We start from the raw sequence: 20083 nt of genomic DNA on the forward strand, positions 1-20083 counted from the left end.
TTAGCAGTTGTCTAATGATAATATCGCTTTTTTGTAGTTTATAATAGGTTGAGTATGAATAAATATTTGACAGTGCTCTTTGTCATTTTAGGATTAACATCTTGTACAGCAAAAAATGAACATTATTACAAATCGCACCCCAATGAATTGCAACAAGCGATAAAAAGTTGCCCAAATAGACAGCCACAGGGCTTAACTTGTGAGCAACTAGAAGCTCTTGCTAATCGTATGAATAAACTCGCGTATCAATTACAACTTAGTCCCCAGGGTTTCGGGAAAAAAATCATGGGATTGCAAACGGCAATTGCGCAACAACAAGTACAATTAAAAACTGTGGGAACTAATGAAAATTTACAAGCCGATTTAACTCAGAATAAACGTGATCTAGCTGATCATTTAGCAGTGGTTAGATGGTTTGAATCACCAACGAGTTAAAGATGAACGTATTGATAAGTAATGATGACGGGGTTTTTGCACCTGGAATTAATATATTAGCTAAAGAATTATCAACTTTTGTAAATGTCGATGTCGTTGCTCCAGATAGAAATAGAAGTGGCGCAAGTAATTCTCTGACTTTGTCTCAGCCCATAAAAGTCAAAAAATTGGATAATGGCTATTATAGTGTTGAAGGTACTCCTACTGATTGTGTGCATTTGGCAGTGACTGGTTTTTTAAGTACTGAATTTGACATGGTTGTTTCCGGGATCAATGAAGGGGCTAACTTAGGAGATGATATCCTCTATTCTGGCACTGTAGCTGCTGCAATGGAAGGACGCTATTTGGGTTTGCCTGCTCTTGCGATTTCTATGGTAGGGGATAACATTCAGCATTATGAAACAGCAGCAATTATTGCCAAACAATTGGTGATGAAATTGGGCAAACACCGTCTTCCTTCCCAAACGATTTTGAATATTAATATTCCTGATGTGTCCATGGATAAATTAAAAGGATTGCAAGTGACGCGACTAGGAACACGACATGGGGCTGAACCTGTTGTAAAAGATCGGGATCCTAGAGGGCGTCCTATTTACTGGATTGGTTTACCTGGTCCACAAGCAGATGCAGGTCCTGGAACAGATTTTCATGCGATAAGCGAAGGGTATGTTTCAATCACACCGCTTCATTTGGATATGACGAATTATAAAATGTTTGATCAATTAGCCAACTGGCTCAATGGGGTTGGCATTGAGTAAAACGATTTGTTTGGGGTGATAAATGATAGTTACATTTTGCCAAAGATTTTTATGTCTTTTCCTTGTCGTAACCTTAGTTGGTTGTGGGAGTAATTGGGCCCCAGTTACTGAGTTGAAATGGAATCCTTGGCGGCATCAAAAAATTTATATTGTGAAGCGTGGAGACACACTTTTTTCCATTGCATTCCGCTATGATACTGATTATAGAACTTTGGCTCGCTTAAATCATATTAATCCTCCTTATTCCTTAAGAGTCGGACAAGTAATCAACTTACAGGGTATTGTTCCAAGGCATAGGCAGACAGCACATCGCCCTGCTCCAATGAGGCATTATTATGTTGCTCCTCGAACAAGACCTTCAATAATTTATTCACCTGCAAATAGATATGTCCGCTCTGCCTCAGGATGGTTGTGGCCTGTTAGTGGACGAGTGGTCACATCATTTGTTCCTGAACAAGGCAAAAAAGGCATAAATATTGCTTGTAAAAAAGGTGAAAAGGTAATTGCGGCAGCAGAAGGCGTAGTTGCTTATGCTGGAAGTGGTTTGGCTGGTTATGGTAACTTAATTATTATTAAGCATAATCATGAATATTTAACTGCTTATGGTAATAATGCGCGAATCATGGTTTCTGAGGGGCAACATGTGAAAGCCGGGCAAGTTATCGCAGAAGCCGGGGTTATCGATCACAAGTATACAGGCGTTCATTTTGAAATTAGAAAATCGGGTGTACCAGTCAATCCTTTGAATTATCTACAAAAAGGTTGACAGATAACTTATAGTTATAGCAACAATAATCTTTGTTTTGAAGTATAATGTAGTTATGGAAAAAATTTCGCAACATGACTAACACTATAGGTGAAAAAGAATGCACGAAGACGATGAGTCAATTAAAGAACCAGAACTTAAGGATGGAGATTGGCCTGAACCAGACGATGAATCGCTCTTAGCGGAAGAAGACATTGATTCGCTTCTTGAAAAAGATGAGGAAGATGAAGAGGTTCATGATTTTACGGATGATATCGCATTCCCTACTTTTCGTGGCAAAAGTGCACTTAAAATGATGGATGCAACTCAGCTGTATTTGAGTGAAATTGGATTTTCTCCTCTACTCAGCGCTGAAGAAGAAGTGCATTATGCTACCCTTGCTTTGAAGGGAGATGTTGCCGCTCGCAAAAAAATGATTGAATCCAATTTACGTCTAGTTGTTAAAATTTCGCGTCGTTATCTTAATCGTGGTTTACCTCTTCTTGATTTAATCGAAGAAGGGAATTTAGGTTTAATGAAGTCTGTAGAGAAATTTGATCCTAAACGTGGTTTTCGATTTTCCACTTATGCTACATGGTGGATTAGACAAACGATTGAACGTGCAATTATGAATCAAACACGAACAATCCGTTTACCTATCCATGTAGTTAAAGAGCTAAATGTGTATCTTAGAGCTGCAAGACAGCTCACACAAAAATTAGATCATGAACCTTCACCCGAAGAAATTGCAGATATGGTTGATAAGCCTCTGGAAGATGTACAAAAGTTGTTGGGGTTAAACGATAAAGTGACTTCTGTAGATACCCCCATAGGCTTTGATGAAAATAAATCATTATTGGATACTATTGCTGATGAAAACAGCGTGAATCCAGCAGAACTCTTAACTAATGAAAACTTACGATTACATATAGAATCCCTGTTGGATAAATTAACTGAAAACCAGCAGCAGGTTATTGCAAGAAGATTTGGTTTAAGAGGCTTTGAAAAAGCTACCCTTGAAGACGTGGGTAAGGAAATAGATTTAACCCGGGAACGTGTTCGTCAAATCCAAGTCGAAGCATTAAAGACATTGCGTGGCTTGTTGGAAAAAATGGGATTAACACAGGAAGATTTGTTTTAAACCTGCACCTGTAAAGCATTTCAATGAGTTACTTATCGTAGCCTGAATCAAACGAATAATTTGAAACTTTCATGACTCTACTTCGTTTAATTCAGGCTGCTTTATTAATAAAATCTGAAAATAAGGAGAATAGTTGTAATGAAAGCAATGATTTTATCAGGATTGATTCTTTTATCATCGGTAGTTCATGCAGAACAATTAACAACATTTACGGACATCGCTGATTCTATCTCCCAAGGAAAAAAAATCACATTAGTAATGAGTATCCATGAATGCAATGCACAAAAATTGCCTTCAAATTCTATTATTGCCTCAGCACAACCTAATGCTTTTCTAGTTATTGATAACAACCGGATTACCGCTTCCGTGAAGCATTTTACTTTGGATAACCCTCTTGCTCGAGGTAATCCTATATTGGAATTTGTTAAATACAATATTAATTCAGATGGAAGTGTTTCTGTAAAAAATACAGTAATGAATGCTACTAATTATGAACAATTAGCAAGCTTTCAAATTGATTGTGCTTTAAATAAAGGATTTAAAGCTTTTGGTTAATCCTTTTTTGTAGCCTGGGTGCAGGGCAGCGAAACCCGGGGAATCAATTCTACTACATTCCCGGGTTCTGCTGCCCTGCACCCAGGCTACAAAGATTTATGGACACTCAAAATTGGCTTTAAGTCCTTTCCAGCAGTCAGCATAATTTTTTTGCATCTGTGGAATACGCATTGCCTGCTCAGTAACAAGCCATACATCTCTGGTTTCAAACATAAAGGCCAAGGTATTCAAATAAGGCTCAGGTTGAAGTTTTTGTGCTACAGCGTTTTCATAACTTATTTGATCAGGTCCATGTGGTGTCATGCAATTATGGATGCTTACTCCACCAGGCGAAAATCCTTCTTTTTTTGCATCATATTCACCACGAATAAGACCCATGAGTTCATTCATGTAATTACGATGATAATAAGGTGGTCTAAATGTATGTTCAGCAACCATCCATCGAGGAGGGAATATGACAAAGTCTAAATTGGCTACGCCGGGCGTATCACTTTCTGAAGTTAATACAGTGAAAATAGACGGATCAGGATGATCAAAGCTCACCGAATTAATCGTATTAAACAAGCTTAAGTCATAACAATAGGGTGCATAATTACCATGCCATGCTACTACATTAAGTGGAGAGTGATTGCATTTTGATGTCCATAATTTATTTTGATACTTACATATAAGGGTCGTTTCGTTAATGTCTTGTTCAAATGCAGCAACTGGATATTGAAAGTGTCGAGGATTAGCTAAACCATTTGCGCCTATAGGACCTAACTGTGGCAGAGTAAGTGGGGTGCCGCTGTTTTCACAAAGATATCCTTTGGTTTCTGTACCAATAAGCTCCATTTTGAATTTAACACCACGTGGTATGACGGCTATCATGCCGGGGCAAATATTTAACTTCCCAAATTCAGTGTGCAAATTAACTTCACCAGAGTAAGGAACAAAAAGCATTTCTCCATCATTATTGGCAAAGTATTTATAGTGCATGGAGCGAGTACAATGATAAAGGTATGCATTCACATTTTGGCTTCCAGCAAGATGAAACATTCCTTCTACAAAATCAAAATCTTCTTCTTTAAATAGCTCTATGGGGGACCAACGCAAAGGATTGGGAGATTGTTCTGCATGATAGGGTTTAAACAGTTCCATTTCATAAGCTTGATAAGTGCCTTGAACCACAGAAGGTACTATTCGGTAAAGCCAGCTATGCAAGTTATTCTGTCTTGGACGAGTAAAGGCTGTTCCACTTAATTGTTCGGCATAAAGTCCTAAGTTACAGTGTTGTGGTGAATTTTGGCTACTGGGTAAAGCACCTGGAACTGCTTCAGTTTGATGATGATTACCAAATCCTTGCAAATACACTGTTGATCTCCTCTAGCGTTATAACTTATTAGTAGCCTGGGTGCAGCGCAGCAGAACCCGGGAATGCTGCATTATCGACATCGGGTTCCGCTGCGCTGCACCCAGGCCATAATATCTCCAATCATTTTAAAATTGGATGCTGGTGGCTACTATAGTCTAAAAAAGTTAAAAATGTCGAGTCCAAATGCAAGTTAAGTTATTCTTTTTAACAAAAGAGCATGTATAATTTATGCTAATTAAACAAGGTTTCGAGGTAGTATTATGGCAGGTCATAGTAAGTGGGCAAATATTAAATTCCGCAAAGGAGTTCAAGACGCAAAACGTGGAAAAATATTCACTAAATTAATTCGTGAAATTACCGTAGCTGCACGTATGGGAGGAGGAGAGGAATCTTCCAATCCACGATTAAGAGACGCAGTTAAAAAAGCGCTTGCTGCGAATATGAAGCGCGACACAATTGATAATGCCATCAAACGTGGTGTTGGTGGACTTGATGGTGAAGCAATGATTGCTATGCGTTATGAGGGTTATGGACCTGGCGGGGTTGCGGTTCTCGTAGATTGTTTATCAGATAATAAAAACCGAACTGTATCCGAAGTGCGTCATGCATTCACAAAAAACGGCGGTAATTTGGGAACAGACGGCTCAGTATCTTATCTCTTTACCAATCAAGGTGAGATTCTTATGGCACCTGGACAGTCTGAAGAACAGGTTATGGAAATCGCCATAGATGCAGGAGCCAGTGATGTTTCTGTAGATGAAGGGCAAATTGAAGTGATTACCCCTGTTGAGGCCTATCATAGTGTATTAAATGCGCTTACCGAAGCGGGTCTAGAGATTGAACAATCTCATTTAACTATGCGGGCGCAAACTTTAGTTTCTATCGATGATGAGTCAGCGGAAACTCTTTTAAAGTTAATTGATATGCTGGAAGACTTAGATGATGTACAAGAAGTATACAGCAATGCAGAGTTTTCGGAAAAATTATTAGAATCAATGAATTAATGACCATTATTTTAGGGATAGATCCCGGATCAAGGATTACTGGATACGGTTTGATAAAAGAATCAAATCGTAAAATTGAATACATTGACAGTGGCTGTATACGTACTACTCCAGATGGTGAATTAAGCCAAAAATTATTGCAAATATATGATGGTATTTGCCAATTAATGGACCATTATTCACCTGGTGAAGTGGCGATCGAACAAGTATTCATGCATGAAAATCCTAACTCAGCTTTAAAGTTAGGGCATGCTCGTGGTGTTGCGATGGTTGCCGCAGCATCCCATCGTGTGAAAGTAAGTGAATATTCAGCACGTGAAATTAAGCAAATGGTTGTTGGTTATGGGGCTGCAGAAAAAGCTCAAGTAAGTCACATGGTCGTGCATCTTCTTGCATTAAATAAGGCACCACAAAAAGATGCTGCAGATGCATTGGCTATAGCAATATGCCATAGTCATATGCGTCATAATTTATCATCTACGATTGGCAGACGAGGATTAAGGAGAAGAAGAAGATGATTGGTTGGTTGGATGGGCATATTATTGATAAACATCAACCAGGAAAATTGGTGCTTAATGTCCATGGTGTAGGGTATGATGTGGAAACCTCATTAAATACTTTTTTTCAGTTAGAGAGCATTAATTCTTCTGTGGGATTGCACATACATACTGTAGTTCGTGAGGATGCTTTATTGCTATATGGTTTTTTAGAACGGCAAGAAAGAGAGTTGTTCAGAGCTTTGATTAAAGTGAATGGTATTGGTCCAAAAGTTGCTATGTCAATACTTTCCAGTACTACCCCGAATGAGTTTATTCAATGCATTCAACAGGAAAATGCTTCTTTTTTAATGAAGTTACCAGGGATAGGTAAAAAAACTGCAGAACGTTTAGTTGTTGAAATGCGTGACAGTATTAAACAATTCTCTGTACCTGTTTCTAATTCGCTCAGCAAATTTATTCCTATGATGAGTGGTCCAGATGAGGCGGTGAGTGCTTTGGAAGCTTTAGGTTATAAATCTCAAGAGGCATTAAAAGCAGTCAATAAAATAAATGATGGTTCTAAAAGTTGTGAGCAGTTAATTCGCGACGCACTACAAGTTTTGGCGGTTCGATAATTTAATAAACAAGTTGTAGTCCTGTGTGTTTTGTAGCCTGGGTGAAGCGCAGCGGAACCCGGGAATGCAGAATTACCGATCCCGGGTTCCGCTGCGCTTCACCCAGGCTACAAAAAACTTCGATGTATAAAAAAGGATTCGCGCTATTTTTCTTGCATAGGTATAAAGAATCTTACAATTAGACCTGTTCCTTCTTTGGGTGTATCCAGCATCAACCTTCCACCATGTAATTCGGCAATTTGTTGAACTATTGCCAAGCCAAGTCCGCTTCCGGGACTTTTGTTTCCAAGGACGCGGAAGAAACGTTCAAAAACACGTGGTTGTAATTCTGAAGGAATACCTGGTCCATTATCACTGACTTCAAGCATTATTTCATTTTGCAGCTTAGCTAAACGCACTATAATCCGACCGTGTTCATTACAGTAACGTATGGAATTGTCTACAAGATTACGAATTAATATTCCAAGAGCAGTTGAATTGCCATAAACAGTTAAGTTTTCAGCATCGCTTTCAAATTCAAGATCAATTTGTTTTTCTACGGCAGCTGGTGCAAGCATAGCCAGTATTTCTCGGGTTAGCCTGCTTAGATTCACTTCATCTTTTTCTTCCATATGAGCCGCTTCGGGTACTAGTCGACTCATAGTAAGTAATTGTTGGACTATATGGGTACTACGGTTAACGCTTGCAATCAGTTTTTGTAATGCCTGATTTTTTTCTTCTACATCATTAGAATGTAATGCAACTTGTGCTTGTGTTTTAAGTGCAGCAAGTGGGGTGCGCAGTTCGTGTGCTGCGTCAGCAGCAAAACGTTTTTCGCGTTCAAATCCTTCTTTAAGTCTGAAGAACAATTTATTCAGTTCATCGATCACCGGCTTAATTTCTTCGGGCACTTCATGTAAATCAACAGGTTCAAGATGGCTGGGGGCACGGTTAGCCACCTCTTCGGCAACCTTGTCTAAGCTATCTAGTCCTCGACCAATAATAATCCAAATTAACAAACCGGATAATGGGAAAGTCAAAAGCATAATGTAGAGGTCATCTTGAGCAATTCGATGACCCAGTTCATTTCGTGTATCATAACGCTCGGCTAAAACAGTACGGATACCTGCTTTATCATTGTAAGTTGTAAAAACGCGCCAATCCTGTTTTGATATTTTTTTATCACTAAATCCATCAACTTCAGAGGTTAAAGGAATTTTTGGGGCTGAAGACGAATGTAATAATAATTTTCCACCATTGGTCCAAACCTGAAAATTAAACTTATCCAGGTAATTTTCCGGTGGTTCTTCATTCAAAAATCTTTTTTGATAGTAGGTATCAATTTTTTGAGGGATTGTTTCAAGTGCTTCTTGAATTTTAGAAAGAGGGCGCTCATGGAGATCATCACCTAACAACGCTTGATATGAAAGTGCAGAAACGGCCATTAAACTATCTAAGTGATCTTGAATGTCTTTTTGATCGAGGTAATAGTTACCTATGGCAGTTAATGTGGTCGTTATAGTAATGGCCAACAACAGATTTATGAGAAGAAATTTTCTTATAGATGATTTCACGATACAGCGATACCATCATTTTTTTCTGCCATATATCCAACACCTCGAATTGTTCTAATAAAATTGGCATTAAGTTTTTTACGTAAATTATGTATGTGAACTTCCAAGGCATTACTGTCCACATCTTCTTCCCAGCCATAGATACTTTGCATCAGTTGCTCACGTGATAAAACTTGGCCGCTGTTTTCCAGAAGTTTTTGCAATAGCGCGAATTCTCTGCGTGGGACATTAACAAGTACATCATCAACGAACACAGAGTGAGTAGCAGGGTCCAGAGTAATATTTCTATATTGCAGAACTGAATCAGCTCGGCCTTGTGAACGTCTGACCAGGGCTCTGATTCGTGCGCTGAGTTCATTGAGATCGAAAGGTTTTATCAGATAATCATCTGCGCCGCTATCTAAGCCTTTTACACGATCCTCAACTGACTCTCGAGCAGTTAAAATAATAACGGGAGTAGGATTGCCATCATGGCGTATACTTTGTAATAATGCGAGCCCAGAGAGTTTTGGTAAACCTAAATCTAAAATAATTAGCTCAAATGATTCAGACTTTAAAGCGGCACGAGCAGCTTCACCGTCTTTAAGCCAATCTACAATATAACCAAACTGAGTTAATCCGGTTTTGACCGCATCACCAAGCAATTCGTCATCTTCAACTAGCAATAGTCTCATTCTTGCTCCTATTGTTTTTCAAGGCCGGTTTCATCCATATGTTTTGTTAGATAAAAAGCTTGAATTAACACAAAAAGCAGAGTAAAACCCACCCCACCAAATAACTTAAAGTTAACCCAGGCATCAGTATTAAAATTATAGGCAACGTAAATATTTACTGCGCCCATTAAAAGGAAAAATAATACCCATGCCATATTAAGCCTATGCCAAATTTTTCCAGGTAGTGTTACATTGGCTTCCATCATTTTTTGGATTAATGGCTTACTTCCTATATAACCTGAGCTGAAAAAGGCTAAAGCAGAGAGCCAATAAATACCTGTAGGTTTCCATTTAATAAACCAGGGATTATGGAAGAAAAGCGTTGCTCCTCCCAAAATCATAATGATTGCAAGGCTGATTAAATGCATTTTTTCATAATGTTGAAATTTTAATCTATAAAAAGCTACCTGACTTAAAGAAGCAATCATAGCAACAGCCGTCGCGGTATAGATACCAAAAAATTTGTATACTATAAAAAATAAAACTATAGGAAAAAAATCAAATAGTAATTTCATATATCTTAATACAATAAAAATAAGTTACTTTGAGTATAACACAAGTTTTTGAGCTCTCCTCCTTGCTTTATGTCAGAAATGAAAAATAATTGTTAATAACGTACAATTATGGAGTTCTTAAAAACGATCAGACCATTTCAGGAGCAGAATGATCGAGGGCTAAAACCAATAATAGTTCTCGATTGTTCTAAAGACAATTTTTTAACCAACGAACAGTTTTTGTCCACTATATAATGGATCATTTCGCTTCAGACCAGGGTTTAATGCAATGATACGCTCTATCTTGGTTTTATGCTGTTGTGCTATGGTGCTAAGACTGTCGCCTTTTTTTACAATATATTGAATGGGTTGATTTACTTTTTTCCAGATTACAAGTTGTTGCCCTGTGCTTAAAGGCTGATTGCTCGCTAATTTATTCCATGTCTGAATATCTTGAGCACTAACCCCATAAGTTTTTACTAATTTTTGATACGTATCATTTTCTTGAACAATGTGAATGACGCGATGATTTCGTAGTGCAGCTATTTGATGTTCTAGAGGCATTGTAGCAGCGGCTGGTTCCGCTTTAGCGACAGCAGGCGTATTTTTGGTACTTGGGATCAAAATAGATTGATTAAGTCTAATTTGGTTGGTTGTTAGCTGATTTAATTGTTTTATTAAATTAACAGTGGTGTGGTATCGAACCGCAATATTATCTAGGCTATCTCCTGGTTTTACTGTATGTATTTCCCAGCTTACTCGTTTTTCTTCAGGAAGATTGGCGAGGTTTAAATTGAATTGGTGTACTTTCTCCGCGGGAATAAGCAATTTAATTGGTTTATGTGGGTCAGTGGTCCAGCGATTAAATCCCGGATTTAATTTAATTAACTCCTTATAGCTAATCCCTGCCATTTTTGCGGCGTGGTTTAAATCGATTGGACTTCCTATACTTACTTCCTCGAAATACGGGAGATAAGGTATTTCAGGCAGTATTAATTTATATCGACCTGGATCTCTAATGATTTCTGCTAAGGCAAGCAGGCGAGGAACATAAATTTGGGTTTCTTTTGGAAGAGATAATTCCCAAAAACTTACCGAGCGTCCACCTGTAGCTTTGATCGCCCGATCAATCGTTCCCTCTCCTGCATCATAGGCTGCTATGGCTAAAGTCCAGTTTCCATTAAAGAATTTATTGAGATAAATCAAGTAACTTAGTGCAGCATCCGTTGACGATCTGATACTGCGTCTGGCATCAAACCACCAATCTTGTTTTAAGCCTAAACCGGCTCCTGTACGTGGCATTAATTGCCATAATCCAGCTGCACCGGCCCCGGAATAAGCAAAAGGATCAAAAGCACTTTCAATCATGGGTAGCAGGGCCAATTCACCAGGCAGTCTTCTTTTTTTAACTTCATCAATAATATGATAAATGTAAGGTTCGGATTGACGGCACACTTTATGAAGATAGCCAGGATGAGCGATTAGCCATCGGATTTGCTCTTGTACTTCAGCGCGTGACGCTTCATGATTTAAAGCAAATTCACCACGCAATACGTCCCATGCATCAGGAGCTGCATGTGTTAATGACCCATTAGTAATGCCAAAAAAAATGAGTAAACAGAATAAAAATACTTTTATTTTGAAGCACTTATATTTCAATGGTAATACCTATGAATATTATTGGGTACTGAGTTTACTAAAATTAGTTATAGGATTAAACCCTTTTTGCATTCAATTAATCCATAAAGAATTAAATTAATTCTTTTTGATTAATTATTTAAATAAGTTTTTTTCTTCTCTTAAGACTCTAAATATTTCTAATGAATTTTTTGTTGCTGCTCCATGCGTTAAGGCATATTTTTGCACTTCAGAATGATCAGTCCGTAAAAAAGGATTAATTAATAATTCTTGTTCTAATGTTGATGGAAGGGTACAGGCATTGGGTGAGTTATGTATTTTTTGCAAGTATTTTTGAATAGTATGGTTATTAGGTTCCACCGTTTGCGCAAAGCGCAAATTTTGCAGAGTGTATTCATGGGCGCAGAAAATTTTTGTAGTTAAGGGTAATGTTTTAAACAGATTGAGTGATTGATGCAGTTGCTCTAAAGTTCCATCAAAAACACGTCCACAACCCGCGGAAAAAAGGGTGTCGCCGCAAAATAATAATTCTTGCTGAGGTTCATAATAACTAATATGACTTGAGGTATGTCCTGGATTAAATAAAATTTTGAAAACACACGTTCCAACTTGGATGGTTTGATGCTCTTGTACGGTACTGTTTACATTGGGGATACGTGAATCACTTGGGCCATAAACAGTACATGAGTGATAAGTTTTGAGTAATTGACTTACACCGCCTATATGATCCTGATGGTGATGAGTTAATAAAATGGTACGCAATTTTAGCTGATTAGCATGAGCAAATTGCATTACTGGCTCTGCGTCACCTGGATCCACACAGTCAAATAATCCTTCGGTTTTATCAATAATTGCCCAAATATAATTATCTGAAAAAGCAGGAATAGGAAAAATAGTCATGAATAGTTCTCAATAATATAAGAAGAAACACCTGGATTAAAATAAACTTTAAGTGAATTTAACACTATTTTCATTTCCTCTGCCAAAGTAAATGGTGGATTTATAATCCATAGACCACAACCGGACATACCTTCCATGGGGGTGGATGTCAGGCTAAACTCAATCCGCAAAGCATTTCTGGCTTTGATTTCTTTCATCCCTCTATGGAGTTTATCTGTTAATTTTTTATCGACCAATGGATACCAAAGACAAAAGACTCCTGTAGCAAAACGAGAATAAGCATGTTTCAATGCAATGGGAATTTCTTTATATTCTTCTTTTATTTCAAATGAAGGATCAATAAAAATCAGTCCTCTTTTTTCTGGCGGAGGGAGTAATGCTTTCATTGTTGCGATACCATCAGCATTACTAAAATGTACTTTTTTATTGAAACGATGCAGTTGGTTCAGTGCTTCAAACTCCCGGGGATGAAGCTCGCAAAAATACATTCTATCTTGCATTCGTAACTTGTTTATGGTCAAAAAGGGGGAACCTGGATAGTATTTTAATGCACCAGTAGGATTGAGTTCCTCTATGACTTGAACGTAATCTTGAAAAACAGCGGGGAGCGAATTTCTCTCAGGCCAAATCAATTTAATGCCTTGTTTGTATTCTTGGGTTTTTTCAGCTTGTTTATTTTTTAAATCATATAAACCTTTCCCTGAGTGCGTCTCAAGATAAAACAGGGGCTTTTCTTTATGAGTTAAATAGTTTAGAAGACGGGTTAAGGTGATATGTTTGATGACATCTGCAAAATTTCCTGCATGATATCCGTGTTGATAACTGAGCATGTGGTTCCTAAAACTTTTTCAAGATTGTCTACTATACTCTTTTTAAGAGAGGATAAAAGGGGAAAGCTATGGGACTTCACGAAGATTATGATGACCAATCGTTCTCTGATTATAATTATGATGAGGATATTGATCCAACTGACTCTACGGATCATCGAAAGAACGTTAGACGTATGCTCGAAGAGAAGCTGGAGCGTAAACGTTTAAAAGAAGAGTTTAAAGATGATTTTGATGAGTTGAGTGGCGATTTTGATTGGGATATTTTAGATAAATAATTTATTTTTAACCTGAGTGAGCGCACGCTGAACCCAGGAAATAAAATGTTTATAAAAAAAGCTACGGTATTTGCTTTGTTTTATTTCTTAGAGTCGCAGCCTTTAGCGTATTTTCAAGCAAAGTAACAATAGTCATAGGTCCTACACCTCCAGGTACAGGTGTAATCCATGAGACCTTGTTTACCGCATTATTAAAATCGATATCACCTCGAATACTACCATCCGCCAATCGATGAATACCAACATCTATAATCACTTGCTCCTTATGGAGCCACGCAGTATCAATAACATCCATTTTTCCTGTTGCTACGACGACAATATCAGCGATACGTACAAACTTCTCTAACTGCTGGGTAAACTTGTGGGCAATTGTGACCGTTGCTCCAGCGAGAAGTAACTCTAAACTCATAGGTCGACCAACAATATTTGATGCACCAATCACAAGTGCATGTTTTCTTTTGACCTCAATCTGATAGTGTTTCAATAAGTTCATGATACCAACAGGGGTGCATGGACGTAATAATGGATTACGTTGAGCAAGCCGTCCTAAATTGTAAGGATGAAAGCCATCAACATCCTTTTCCGGTTTAATGTGCTCAATAATGACACTTTCATTGATGTGCCTGGGTAATGGTAATTGAATGAGAATTCCATCAATTTGTTCAGAATGATTTAAATCATCAATCAGCTTAAGTAATTCTTCTTGTGTTGTTTCTTCAGGTAAATCAAAGGAGTGAGAGGTAATACCTACTTCGGCACATGCTTTACGCTTATTCGCCACATAGACAGTAGAAGCAGGATCATTGCCAATGAGGACTACGGCAAGACCTGGCGCACGGTGAGTTTCTTTCAAGAACTCGCGTACGTGTTCTTTCAGTATATCTCGACGAAGAGAAGAGACAACTTTTCCATCAATTAGAGATGCAGACATAGTTACCCAGAAGAAAAGCAAGGTGATAAATTATGAATTAGAGGGTGTGGTAATGCAATAGGATATACGGTTGCGCTAGCTGTTTAATTTGTTTCTCAGGAAATTGTATGCCCATGCAATGATATAACTACCAATAAAGGTGCTAACTGCCACTGTGACTCCACCTAGCAGGCATTGGAAAAAAGAAAGATCATAGGGAATGTATAATGTTCCCATCATTCCATTAAAGGGCTTCCCAGTATTAAAAATTAAAACCATCAATCCCGCAAAAAAAGTAGATAGCCCCGATAGAATACCGAGAGAGACTGCTAAAGAAACGGGATCTATTTTGCCAAATGTCATGATAATTGCCCTATGATTCATAAATCTATCCCATTATTAATCATTATCATGGCTATTGGAAGTGGTTCATTATGAAAGATAAATTGAAAACATGTATTCAGTAGTATGTAATTTTCTTACTGCAACGAGGAGGGAGTTAAAATTACAAAAAAGGTTTACTGAAGAGCATGATTGACTCACGAGCTTGCTATGTCTATACTGGAAAATCATTGATTTTCTGGTAAATATCGTGGATGAACTTACTGAATTACTTAGGCCATCTTGGGGTGCTGAAAAATGGATTTTAGAAGGATGGAACAAGATTACAGCAGATGAGAAACAGCTCATTAAAAATAGAATAGATGAGTTATTTTGCGATGGCTTACCTTTTGAACTTAAATCTGACAAACTTTTTTATATTTATACCTTTTCACTTTTAGCGCAGCTCGAAGTATTAGCAGTTCAAATTCCTCTTAAATTTGAATCAAAAATGTCTACTGCTGAATACAGAGAACGTATGCGTCAGCAATTACTCGATGAAATATTTCATGGTTTAGTATTTACTAAAATTGTTTATATGCTGTGTGCTCCTTATGCATCTCCACCTCCATATAGTCCGCATATTGAAATTATTTGTACCTATATCCGTAATGAAACGTGCCCCAAAGTAGCAATTATGATGCTTAATCTTATTGGCGAGGGATGGATAGAGGAAATTTTTGAAAGTTTACATCGTTATGGTGTGGCCCCAAAAGTATTCACAACAATTCTAGAAGATGAACATCGCCATGTTTGTGAGGCGGATTTATATCGAGATATTGGACTGCCAGATGTTGATCAAATAAGACCAAAAATTGCTTATCTGGAAGAGCAATTGATCACTAATATTTTTATGCAATATAAATATATGTCTTCAGTTTGTGCTTTATTGGGCGTCGAGGGGGTTATTCATTTTAAAGATTCACTCAATAAAAAACATACTCAGCAACTAAGTAAAGTTAATCTCCAACCCACTGAAAATTGGAAAAATTTCATGGAGTTTACGGATGAACTATTGCCTAGAGTTCAAAGTTACACTGAGGCAAATCGGGAAGTTGAAATGACTCCCATTCGCAAAGTGTTTATGACTCAGTGGGATGGACCAAGTGATCCAACCATGACGGGGCAGTTTAGTATTGATATCTCATGCCTTGATTTTTTTAATAAAAAATTTGCTTCAGAAACTTTGACTACTCTGATGTTGCAGGCTGTTAGTTCCTGGATGACAATGTCTGATCATCATAGAAATTACTTAAGCTTTAGAAAAATCTTTCAAACCAAAGAAGCCTACGTTGGCTTGGTAGTCATGCTGCCAGGATGTGGCGATCATTTAGGTACGATTGTTTTTGAAAATTGTCATAATCTTAATTTTTATGAGTTGTCTGCAAAAATTCGCGTCATTGTGAATATGATGGCTTATTGTTATAAAAAACGCGAACAACTTGAAAAAACAAATCCACGTGTACAACAACTAATGAAAGATATGGTTTATGAATATGCTTATAACACATATCCATATCCTCTCGCGGGAATTCCTTATATCACATTAAGTAATATTGGTGTTTTTGGCTATACCCAATCAGTAGCGCCTCTTCGTAAAACGGAGGCTATGAGATTTACTATAACGGAAGTTGACCGAAAACTTGTTTGGCAAAAAGACACCCAATCATTTGAACCTAAAGATATGTTGCCAGTATCCATAAGTGCAGACCATCGTATTTTTGATGGCAATTCGACAGTTCCTAAAATGGTAGAAGAAAGGTTTCAGGCTATGTTTGCCAAAATGTCCAAAGAAAAGCCGAAAGCAAAGCACTCATTGCATCAGCAAGATCAATTAGAATTACTTATAGATCAATTAATTGCAACGAACATTGAAATGGGATATAAAACTTTGATGTTACTGCAAACTTGCTGGTTTGATTTTATTTCACTTGAAGAATGTTATGCTGCGTCTAATTATCATGGTAACGTAAAAAACCAAGATCAAACTCGGGAAGCGACACTTATCTAATGTAATCAAGTAGGAAGTTGTATATCCAAGCAACTATATAACTACTAATAAAAGTGTTCATAAGTACTATCGCTGCACCTAGACCGGCATTAGCCATGGAGGGATTATATGACAAATACATATTTCCAACCATGCCTACGATGGGTTTATCGGCAAAAAAAACAAATGCTGCTAAGCCCATAAAAAATGAAGCGATTGCTGATGGAATACTAATAGATATCCCCAAAGCAAGCGGGTTTATTTTGGTGAATTCCATGATTTTTATCCCTGTTTTCAATGAATATTAATTGATTCTATTATCAATCATTCTTCTTAAGATGGGAAGCTCATTTTTGCCAGAATTTTTAAACGGGATATGTAAGGGCTCCTATTAACAAATATGGATAATGAATGATAATTTAGAAATGAAAATTCACAATTGAAATATATCTAGATTATATGCTCATTAAAGCTCTAATTGCTTGAATAGATAAGTAAATAATGTTAATTTTTTTATAATTAACTTCCTATCTTCAAACCCCAGTGGGCATGGAGCTCTGATTGAAAAAAACTGCTTTATTTTCATCTTTATTTTCACTTACTTTGCCTATATGTGTTTATGCACTTGGTTTGGGTGAAATGAAAGTAGAGTCAGCTTTGAATCAGCCTTTTCTTGCCGAGATTGAACTAATCGATGTACGCAATAGTTCTTTGTCCAATCTCAGGGTGGGGCTTGCTGATCCACAAAGCTATCAAAGCTTGGGTGTTGAGCGTTCTGAGGTGGTTGGTACTCTTTTTTTCGATATTAGGAAAAATAAACAAGGGAGATTCGTTATACATGTTTATTCCACAGAGCGAATGGATGAGCCTTATATGCAGCTTATTGTGGATTTAACCTGGCCTAAAGGCCAAATCTTTAAAGTTTATACCGTCTTGTTAGACCCACCAGGTTATAAATTAACGAGTACCATGGCGCAAAGCGGTCTAACTTATCAGAGAAAGTTCACTAATTATCGTCAGAATACAACATCTTCCACTGAAGAGTATAAAGGTGAGCTCAGCAGGAAAGCGAAAAAAGCAATTTATGGACCTACAGTATCTAATGAAAATGTATGGCAAATTGCTCAAAGGTATAAAACTCCGGAAGCAATTTTACCGCAAATTGTTCTTGCTATTGTGGGAGCAAATCCTGGCGCCTTTATTGATGGGAATTTGAATGGATTAAAAACGGGCGTTCGCCTTAAAATTCCTTCTGATAAAGAGTTCCTAGAAGTGCCAGCCGATTTAGCTACTGTTGAGGTAATGGCACATGATAAGGCATGGAACGAAAAGACATCGATTAATCATGTGTTGGCTCCACCTTATATGACAGGGCATGCATCCAACGCTACTGCGGTTGAGTATTCTCAAATACCTCCTGTGCCAAAGTTTTCTGAGACCGAAACTTCTATACCAGAGCGTATTTTGTCTTCAATACCGTCTTTGGTAACCCCAAAGCAAGTAAGTCCAGAACAAAGCAGGACACTCAAGGCAGAAATATCAATAACAACTGCAGCAGTAGATTCTTTACGTGAGTCTAATGCCTTGCTAACAGAACAATTGAGTTTTTTACAAGCGCAAAATAAAAAACTGCAAGAACAATTGGATGTACGTGATAAAGAGCTTCAATTAATTCATAATCAAATTCAAACCATGATGAAAGAGCGAATGGCAATAGCTGGGCAAGCCAGCTCCATGAGCTCTCCCAACAATTCATCTTCTGATTTTTGGCTTTTACTTATGTTATTGCTTGTTGCTGGAGGAGGCGGTGGTGTTGCTGCTTATTATTATTTTAAACGATCTGCTCAACTCAAAAAAGAAGTATCAGCAGCAACAGATTCTTCTACCATAGCAGCATCTTCAGCTCCGCCTGTTATTAGTCCAAAAGAGGGTCTGGTTACACAAGAACCATTAAAGGAAGTAACATCAGAATCTAAATTAAAACAGTCTGACTTAAAATCGGAGCCTGAGTTAAAGTCTGGACTTAAGTTATCTGGATCCAAATTAAAGCCTGAGACTAAGCTAAAACCTAAACCTGAGCCTGAATTAAAACCTGAGCCTGAGTTAAAACCTGAGCATGAGTTAAAACCTGAGTCGGAGTTAAAACCTGAGCCGGAATTAAAACCTGAGCCGGAATTAAAACCTGAGCCGGAATTAAAACCTGAGCCTGCGTTAAAACCTGAGCCTGAATTAAAACCTGAGCCTGAGTTAAAACCTGAGTCGGAGTTAAAACCTGAGCCGGAGTTAAAACCTGAGCCGGAGTTAAAACCTGAGCCTGAATTAAAACCTGAGCCTGAATTAAAACCTGAGCCGGAATTAAAACCTGAGCCGGAATTAAAACCTGAGCCGGAATTAAAACCTGAGTCGGAGTTAAAACCTGAGCCGGAGTTAAAACCTGATCCTGAATTAAAACCTGAGCCTGCGTTAAAACCTGAGCCGGAGTTAAAACCTGAGTCGGAGTTAAAACCTGAGCCTGAATTAAAACCTGAACCAGAGCTGAAATTTGAACCTGGATTAAATATAGAATCTGAGGCCAAAACAGAGATAACACCCGATCTTACATCAAATAGTTCACTTGCTATTGAACCTCAATCTACAACAGCAGATGAAGAGCAATTATTGGAAATTATACCGACAGAAAATGAAAATCAAACAACCCAAACTGATGAAAGTAAATCTTCTATAACTGATGTATCTCAGGAAGATAATCTACTTGAATTTGAATCTGGTCTACATCATTTACTTACTAAAAATCCAGTATCCAAGGAAGATAACACCCAAGAGCAAGTCAGTGATGATGGAAATAGCTTGGATTTTACTCCGTCCGCCCCCACCGAGTTACCAACACAGAAGGAGGATCAAAGTAAAAATCTTTCTAGTTTAAAGAACAAAAAAGCATTAGATACACTATTAGCGTTAGCAAGAACCTATATAGGAATGGAAGATATAGAGTCTGCATTACATTCTTTAAATGAAGTAATGGAACACGGAAGTAAATCACAAAAAGAAGAAGCGCAAAGTTTAATTGATGAGATCAAAGGAAAGTCCTAGTATTTTTGATAAAGTGTGTGCTTTGCAACTCGGATTAAAACAGCAAATATAAATTCACTGTCAACTGTTCTCTTCGCAAAGATCAAGTGATTGAGCTTATTCATTATCAATTAATCTGATTAAAAAACAATCATTTTAAATTATTAATGTACTATAATTACATGATGGATAAATGTTTATTTTAACTTTATGGTGAGGGATTA

Annotated in this window: 21 protein-coding genes; 11 read left to right on the top strand and 10 right to left on the bottom strand. The window is 37.6% G+C overall.

Translation table 11 applies throughout. The features are described 5' to 3' along the window. Positions 1-54 precede the first annotated feature (54 nt). The 5 genes from Lstg_RS00820 (at position 55) to Lstg_RS00840 (ending at position 3634) form a co-directional block, all read left to right on the top strand. Complete coding sequence (locus tag Lstg_RS00820) at positions 55-435, top strand: hypothetical protein (protein WP_058475766.1); 381 nt, start codon at positions 55-57, stop codon at positions 433-435. A gap of 2 nt (positions 436-437) precedes the next feature. Beyond that, complete coding sequence (gene surE / locus Lstg_RS00825) at positions 438-1193, top strand: 5'/3'-nucleotidase SurE (protein ID WP_058475767.1); 756 nt, start codon at positions 438-440, stop codon at positions 1191-1193. 22 nt (positions 1194-1215) lie between these two features. Further along, positions 1216-1959: a peptidoglycan DD-metalloendopeptidase family protein gene (locus tag Lstg_RS00830; RefSeq protein ID WP_058475768.1), complete on the top strand. Its 744-nt coding sequence runs from the start codon at positions 1216-1218 to the stop codon at positions 1957-1959. A 100-nt stretch (positions 1960-2059) separates the two neighbouring features. Further along, positions 2060-3079: an RNA polymerase sigma factor RpoS gene (rpoS, locus tag Lstg_RS00835; protein ID WP_058475769.1), complete on the top strand. Its 1020-nt coding sequence runs from the start codon at positions 2060-2062 to the stop codon at positions 3077-3079. A 138-nt stretch (positions 3080-3217) separates the two neighbouring features. Then, positions 3218-3634 carry a VirK family protein gene (locus tag Lstg_RS00840; protein ID WP_058475770.1) on the top strand — a complete coding sequence of 139 codons (417 nt, stop codon included), beginning with the start codon at positions 3218-3220 and terminating at the stop codon, positions 3632-3634. Positions 3635-3730: 96 nt separating this feature from the next. Here the strand turns inward: Lstg_RS00840 and hmgA are convergent, their stop codons facing one another. Then, positions 3731-4987 (bottom strand): homogentisate 1,2-dioxygenase, encoded by a 1257-nt coding sequence (gene hmgA / locus Lstg_RS00845; protein WP_058475771.1) that lies wholly within the window; start codon positions 4985-4987, stop codon positions 3731-3733. A 261-nt stretch (positions 4988-5248) separates the two neighbouring features. On the opposite strand from hmgA, the gene Lstg_RS00850 reads away from it, so the two are divergent. From Lstg_RS00850 to ruvA, 3 genes are read left to right on the top strand one after another with little or no spacing between them, the layout of a single operon-like run. Continuing rightward, the gene (locus Lstg_RS00850) at positions 5249-5992 is read left to right on the top strand and encodes a YebC/PmpR family DNA-binding transcriptional regulator (RefSeq protein WP_058475772.1); all 744 of its coding nucleotides are present in this window, start codon (positions 5249-5251) and stop codon (positions 5990-5992) included. After that, complete coding sequence (gene ruvC / locus Lstg_RS00855) at positions 5992-6510, top strand: crossover junction endodeoxyribonuclease RuvC (protein ID WP_058475773.1); 519 nt, start codon at positions 5992-5994, stop codon at positions 6508-6510. The genes Lstg_RS00850 and ruvC overlap by 1 nt, the downstream gene beginning before the upstream one ends. Then, the gene (ruvA, locus tag Lstg_RS00860) at positions 6507-7106 is read left to right on the top strand and encodes a Holliday junction branch migration protein RuvA (RefSeq protein WP_058475774.1); all 600 of its coding nucleotides are present in this window, start codon (positions 6507-6509) and stop codon (positions 7104-7106) included. Before ruvC ends, ruvA begins: the two co-directional genes overlap by 4 nt. 143 nt (positions 7107-7249) lie before the next feature. Here the strand turns inward: ruvA and Lstg_RS00865 are convergent, their stop codons facing one another. From Lstg_RS00865 to Lstg_RS00890, 6 genes are all read right to left on the bottom strand, one after another. After that, complete coding sequence (locus Lstg_RS00865; RefSeq protein WP_058475775.1) at positions 7250-8659, bottom strand: ATP-binding protein; 1410 nt, start codon at positions 8657-8659, stop codon at positions 7250-7252. After that, complete coding sequence (locus Lstg_RS00870; RefSeq protein WP_058475776.1) at positions 8656-9333, bottom strand: response regulator; 678 nt, start codon at positions 9331-9333, stop codon at positions 8656-8658. The genes Lstg_RS00865 and Lstg_RS00870 overlap by 4 nt, the downstream gene beginning before the upstream one ends. Before the next feature lie 8 nt (positions 9334-9341). After that, complete coding sequence (locus Lstg_RS00875) at positions 9342-9887, bottom strand: septation protein A (RefSeq protein ID WP_058475777.1); 546 nt, start codon at positions 9885-9887, stop codon at positions 9342-9344. A 201-nt stretch (positions 9888-10088) separates the two neighbouring features. Continuing rightward, on the bottom strand, positions 10089-11525 hold the full coding sequence (locus Lstg_RS00880; RefSeq protein WP_058475778.1) for a lytic transglycosylase: 1437 nt from the start codon (positions 11523-11525) through the stop codon (positions 10089-10091). Between the two features lie 114 nt (positions 11526-11639). Then, positions 11640-12404 carry a hydroxyacylglutathione hydrolase gene (gene gloB, locus Lstg_RS00885; RefSeq protein ID WP_058475779.1) on the bottom strand — a complete coding sequence of 255 codons (765 nt, stop codon included), beginning with the start codon at positions 12402-12404 and terminating at the stop codon, positions 11640-11642. Then, on the bottom strand, positions 12401-13234 hold the full coding sequence (locus tag Lstg_RS00890; RefSeq protein ID WP_058475780.1) for a 23S rRNA (adenine(2030)-N(6))-methyltransferase RlmJ: 834 nt from the start codon (positions 13232-13234) through the stop codon (positions 12401-12403). The genes gloB and Lstg_RS00890 overlap by 4 nt, the downstream gene beginning before the upstream one ends. A gap of 68 nt (positions 13235-13302) precedes the next feature. Between Lstg_RS00890 and Lstg_RS00895 the strand changes: the two genes are divergently transcribed. Then, the gene (locus Lstg_RS00895; protein ID WP_058475781.1) at positions 13303-13509 is read left to right on the top strand and encodes a PA3496 family putative envelope integrity protein; all 207 of its coding nucleotides are present in this window, start codon (positions 13303-13305) and stop codon (positions 13507-13509) included. Between the two features lie 61 nt (positions 13510-13570). Here the strand turns inward: Lstg_RS00895 and folD are convergent, their stop codons facing one another. Further along, positions 13571-14440 (bottom strand): bifunctional methylenetetrahydrofolate dehydrogenase/methenyltetrahydrofolate cyclohydrolase FolD, encoded by an 870-nt coding sequence (gene folD / locus Lstg_RS00900; RefSeq protein ID WP_058475782.1) that lies wholly within the window; start codon positions 14438-14440, stop codon positions 13571-13573. Positions 14441-14515: 75 nt separating this feature from the next. Continuing rightward, on the bottom strand, positions 14516-14803 hold the full coding sequence (locus Lstg_RS00905) for a hypothetical protein (protein WP_238585342.1): 288 nt from the start codon (positions 14801-14803) through the stop codon (positions 14516-14518). Positions 14804-15011: 208 nt separating this feature from the next. Here Lstg_RS00905 and Lstg_RS00910 point away from each other — a divergent pair, with 208 nt between their 5' ends. After that, positions 15012-16811, top strand: coding sequence for a 2-oxo acid dehydrogenase subunit E2 (locus tag Lstg_RS00910; protein ID WP_058475783.1), 1800 nt, complete (start codon positions 15012-15014; stop codon positions 16809-16811). Here the strand turns inward: Lstg_RS00910 and Lstg_RS00915 are convergent. Continuing rightward, entirely contained in the window at positions 16804-17067 is a 264-nt protein-coding gene (locus Lstg_RS00915) for a hypothetical protein (RefSeq protein WP_058475784.1), read from the bottom strand. The two genes, Lstg_RS00910 and Lstg_RS00915, sit on opposite strands and share 8 nt — an antisense overlap. Positions 17068-17351: 284 nt before the next feature. Here Lstg_RS00915 and Lstg_RS17630 point away from each other — a divergent pair, with 284 nt between their 5' ends. After that, entirely contained in the window at positions 17352-19880 is a 2529-nt protein-coding gene (locus tag Lstg_RS17630; RefSeq protein WP_058475785.1) for a motility hub landmark protein FimV, read from the top strand. Positions 19881-20083: the final 203 nt, after the last annotated feature.

Origin of the sequence: Legionella steigerwaltii (assembly GCF_001468065.1) — a bacterium.
GTDB classification, from domain to species: domain Bacteria; phylum Pseudomonadota; class Gammaproteobacteria; order Legionellales; family Legionellaceae; genus Legionella; species Legionella steigerwaltii.

Coding starts and splice junctions, on each gene's coding strand:
- Lstg_RS00820 (WP_058475766.1), top strand. CDS start 55: ATGAATAAATATTTGACAGTGCTCTTTGTCATTTTAGGATTAACATCT.
- surE (WP_058475767.1), top strand. CDS start 438: ATGAACGTATTGATAAGTAATGATGACGGGGTTTTTGCACCTGGAATT.
- Lstg_RS00830 (WP_058475768.1), top strand. CDS start 1,216: ATGATAGTTACATTTTGCCAAAGATTTTTATGTCTTTTCCTTGTCGTA.
- rpoS (WP_058475769.1), top strand. CDS start 2,060: ATGCACGAAGACGATGAGTCAATTAAAGAACCAGAACTTAAGGATGGA.
- Lstg_RS00840 (WP_058475770.1), top strand. CDS start 3,218: ATGAAAGCAATGATTTTATCAGGATTGATTCTTTTATCATCGGTAGTT.
- Lstg_RS00850 (WP_058475772.1), top strand. CDS start 5,249: ATGGCAGGTCATAGTAAGTGGGCAAATATTAAATTCCGCAAAGGAGTT.
- ruvC (WP_058475773.1), top strand. CDS start 5,992: ATGACCATTATTTTAGGGATAGATCCCGGATCAAGGATTACTGGATAC.
- ruvA (WP_058475774.1), top strand. CDS start 6,507: ATGATTGGTTGGTTGGATGGGCATATTATTGATAAACATCAACCAGGA.
- Lstg_RS00870 (WP_058475776.1), bottom strand. CDS start 9,333: ATGAGACTATTGCTAGTTGAAGATGACGAATTGCTTGGTGATGCGGTC.
- Lstg_RS00875 (WP_058475777.1), bottom strand. CDS start 9,887: ATGAAATTACTATTTGATTTTTTTCCTATAGTTTTATTTTTTATAGTA.
- gloB (WP_058475779.1), bottom strand. CDS start 12,404: ATGACTATTTTTCCTATTCCTGCTTTTTCAGATAATTATATTTGGGCA.
- Lstg_RS00890 (WP_058475780.1), bottom strand. CDS start 13,234: ATGCTCAGTTATCAACACGGATATCATGCAGGAAATTTTGCAGATGTC.
- Lstg_RS00895 (WP_058475781.1), top strand. CDS start 13,303: ATGGGACTTCACGAAGATTATGATGACCAATCGTTCTCTGATTATAAT.
- folD (WP_058475782.1), bottom strand. CDS start 14,440: ATGTCTGCATCTCTAATTGATGGAAAAGTTGTCTCTTCTCTTCGTCGA.
- Lstg_RS00905 (WP_238585342.1), bottom strand. CDS start 14,803: ATGAATCATAGGGCAATTATCATGACATTTGGCAAAATAGATCCCGTT.
- Lstg_RS00915 (WP_058475784.1), bottom strand. CDS start 17,067: ATGGAATTCACCAAAATAAACCCGCTTGCTTTGGGGATATCTATTAGT.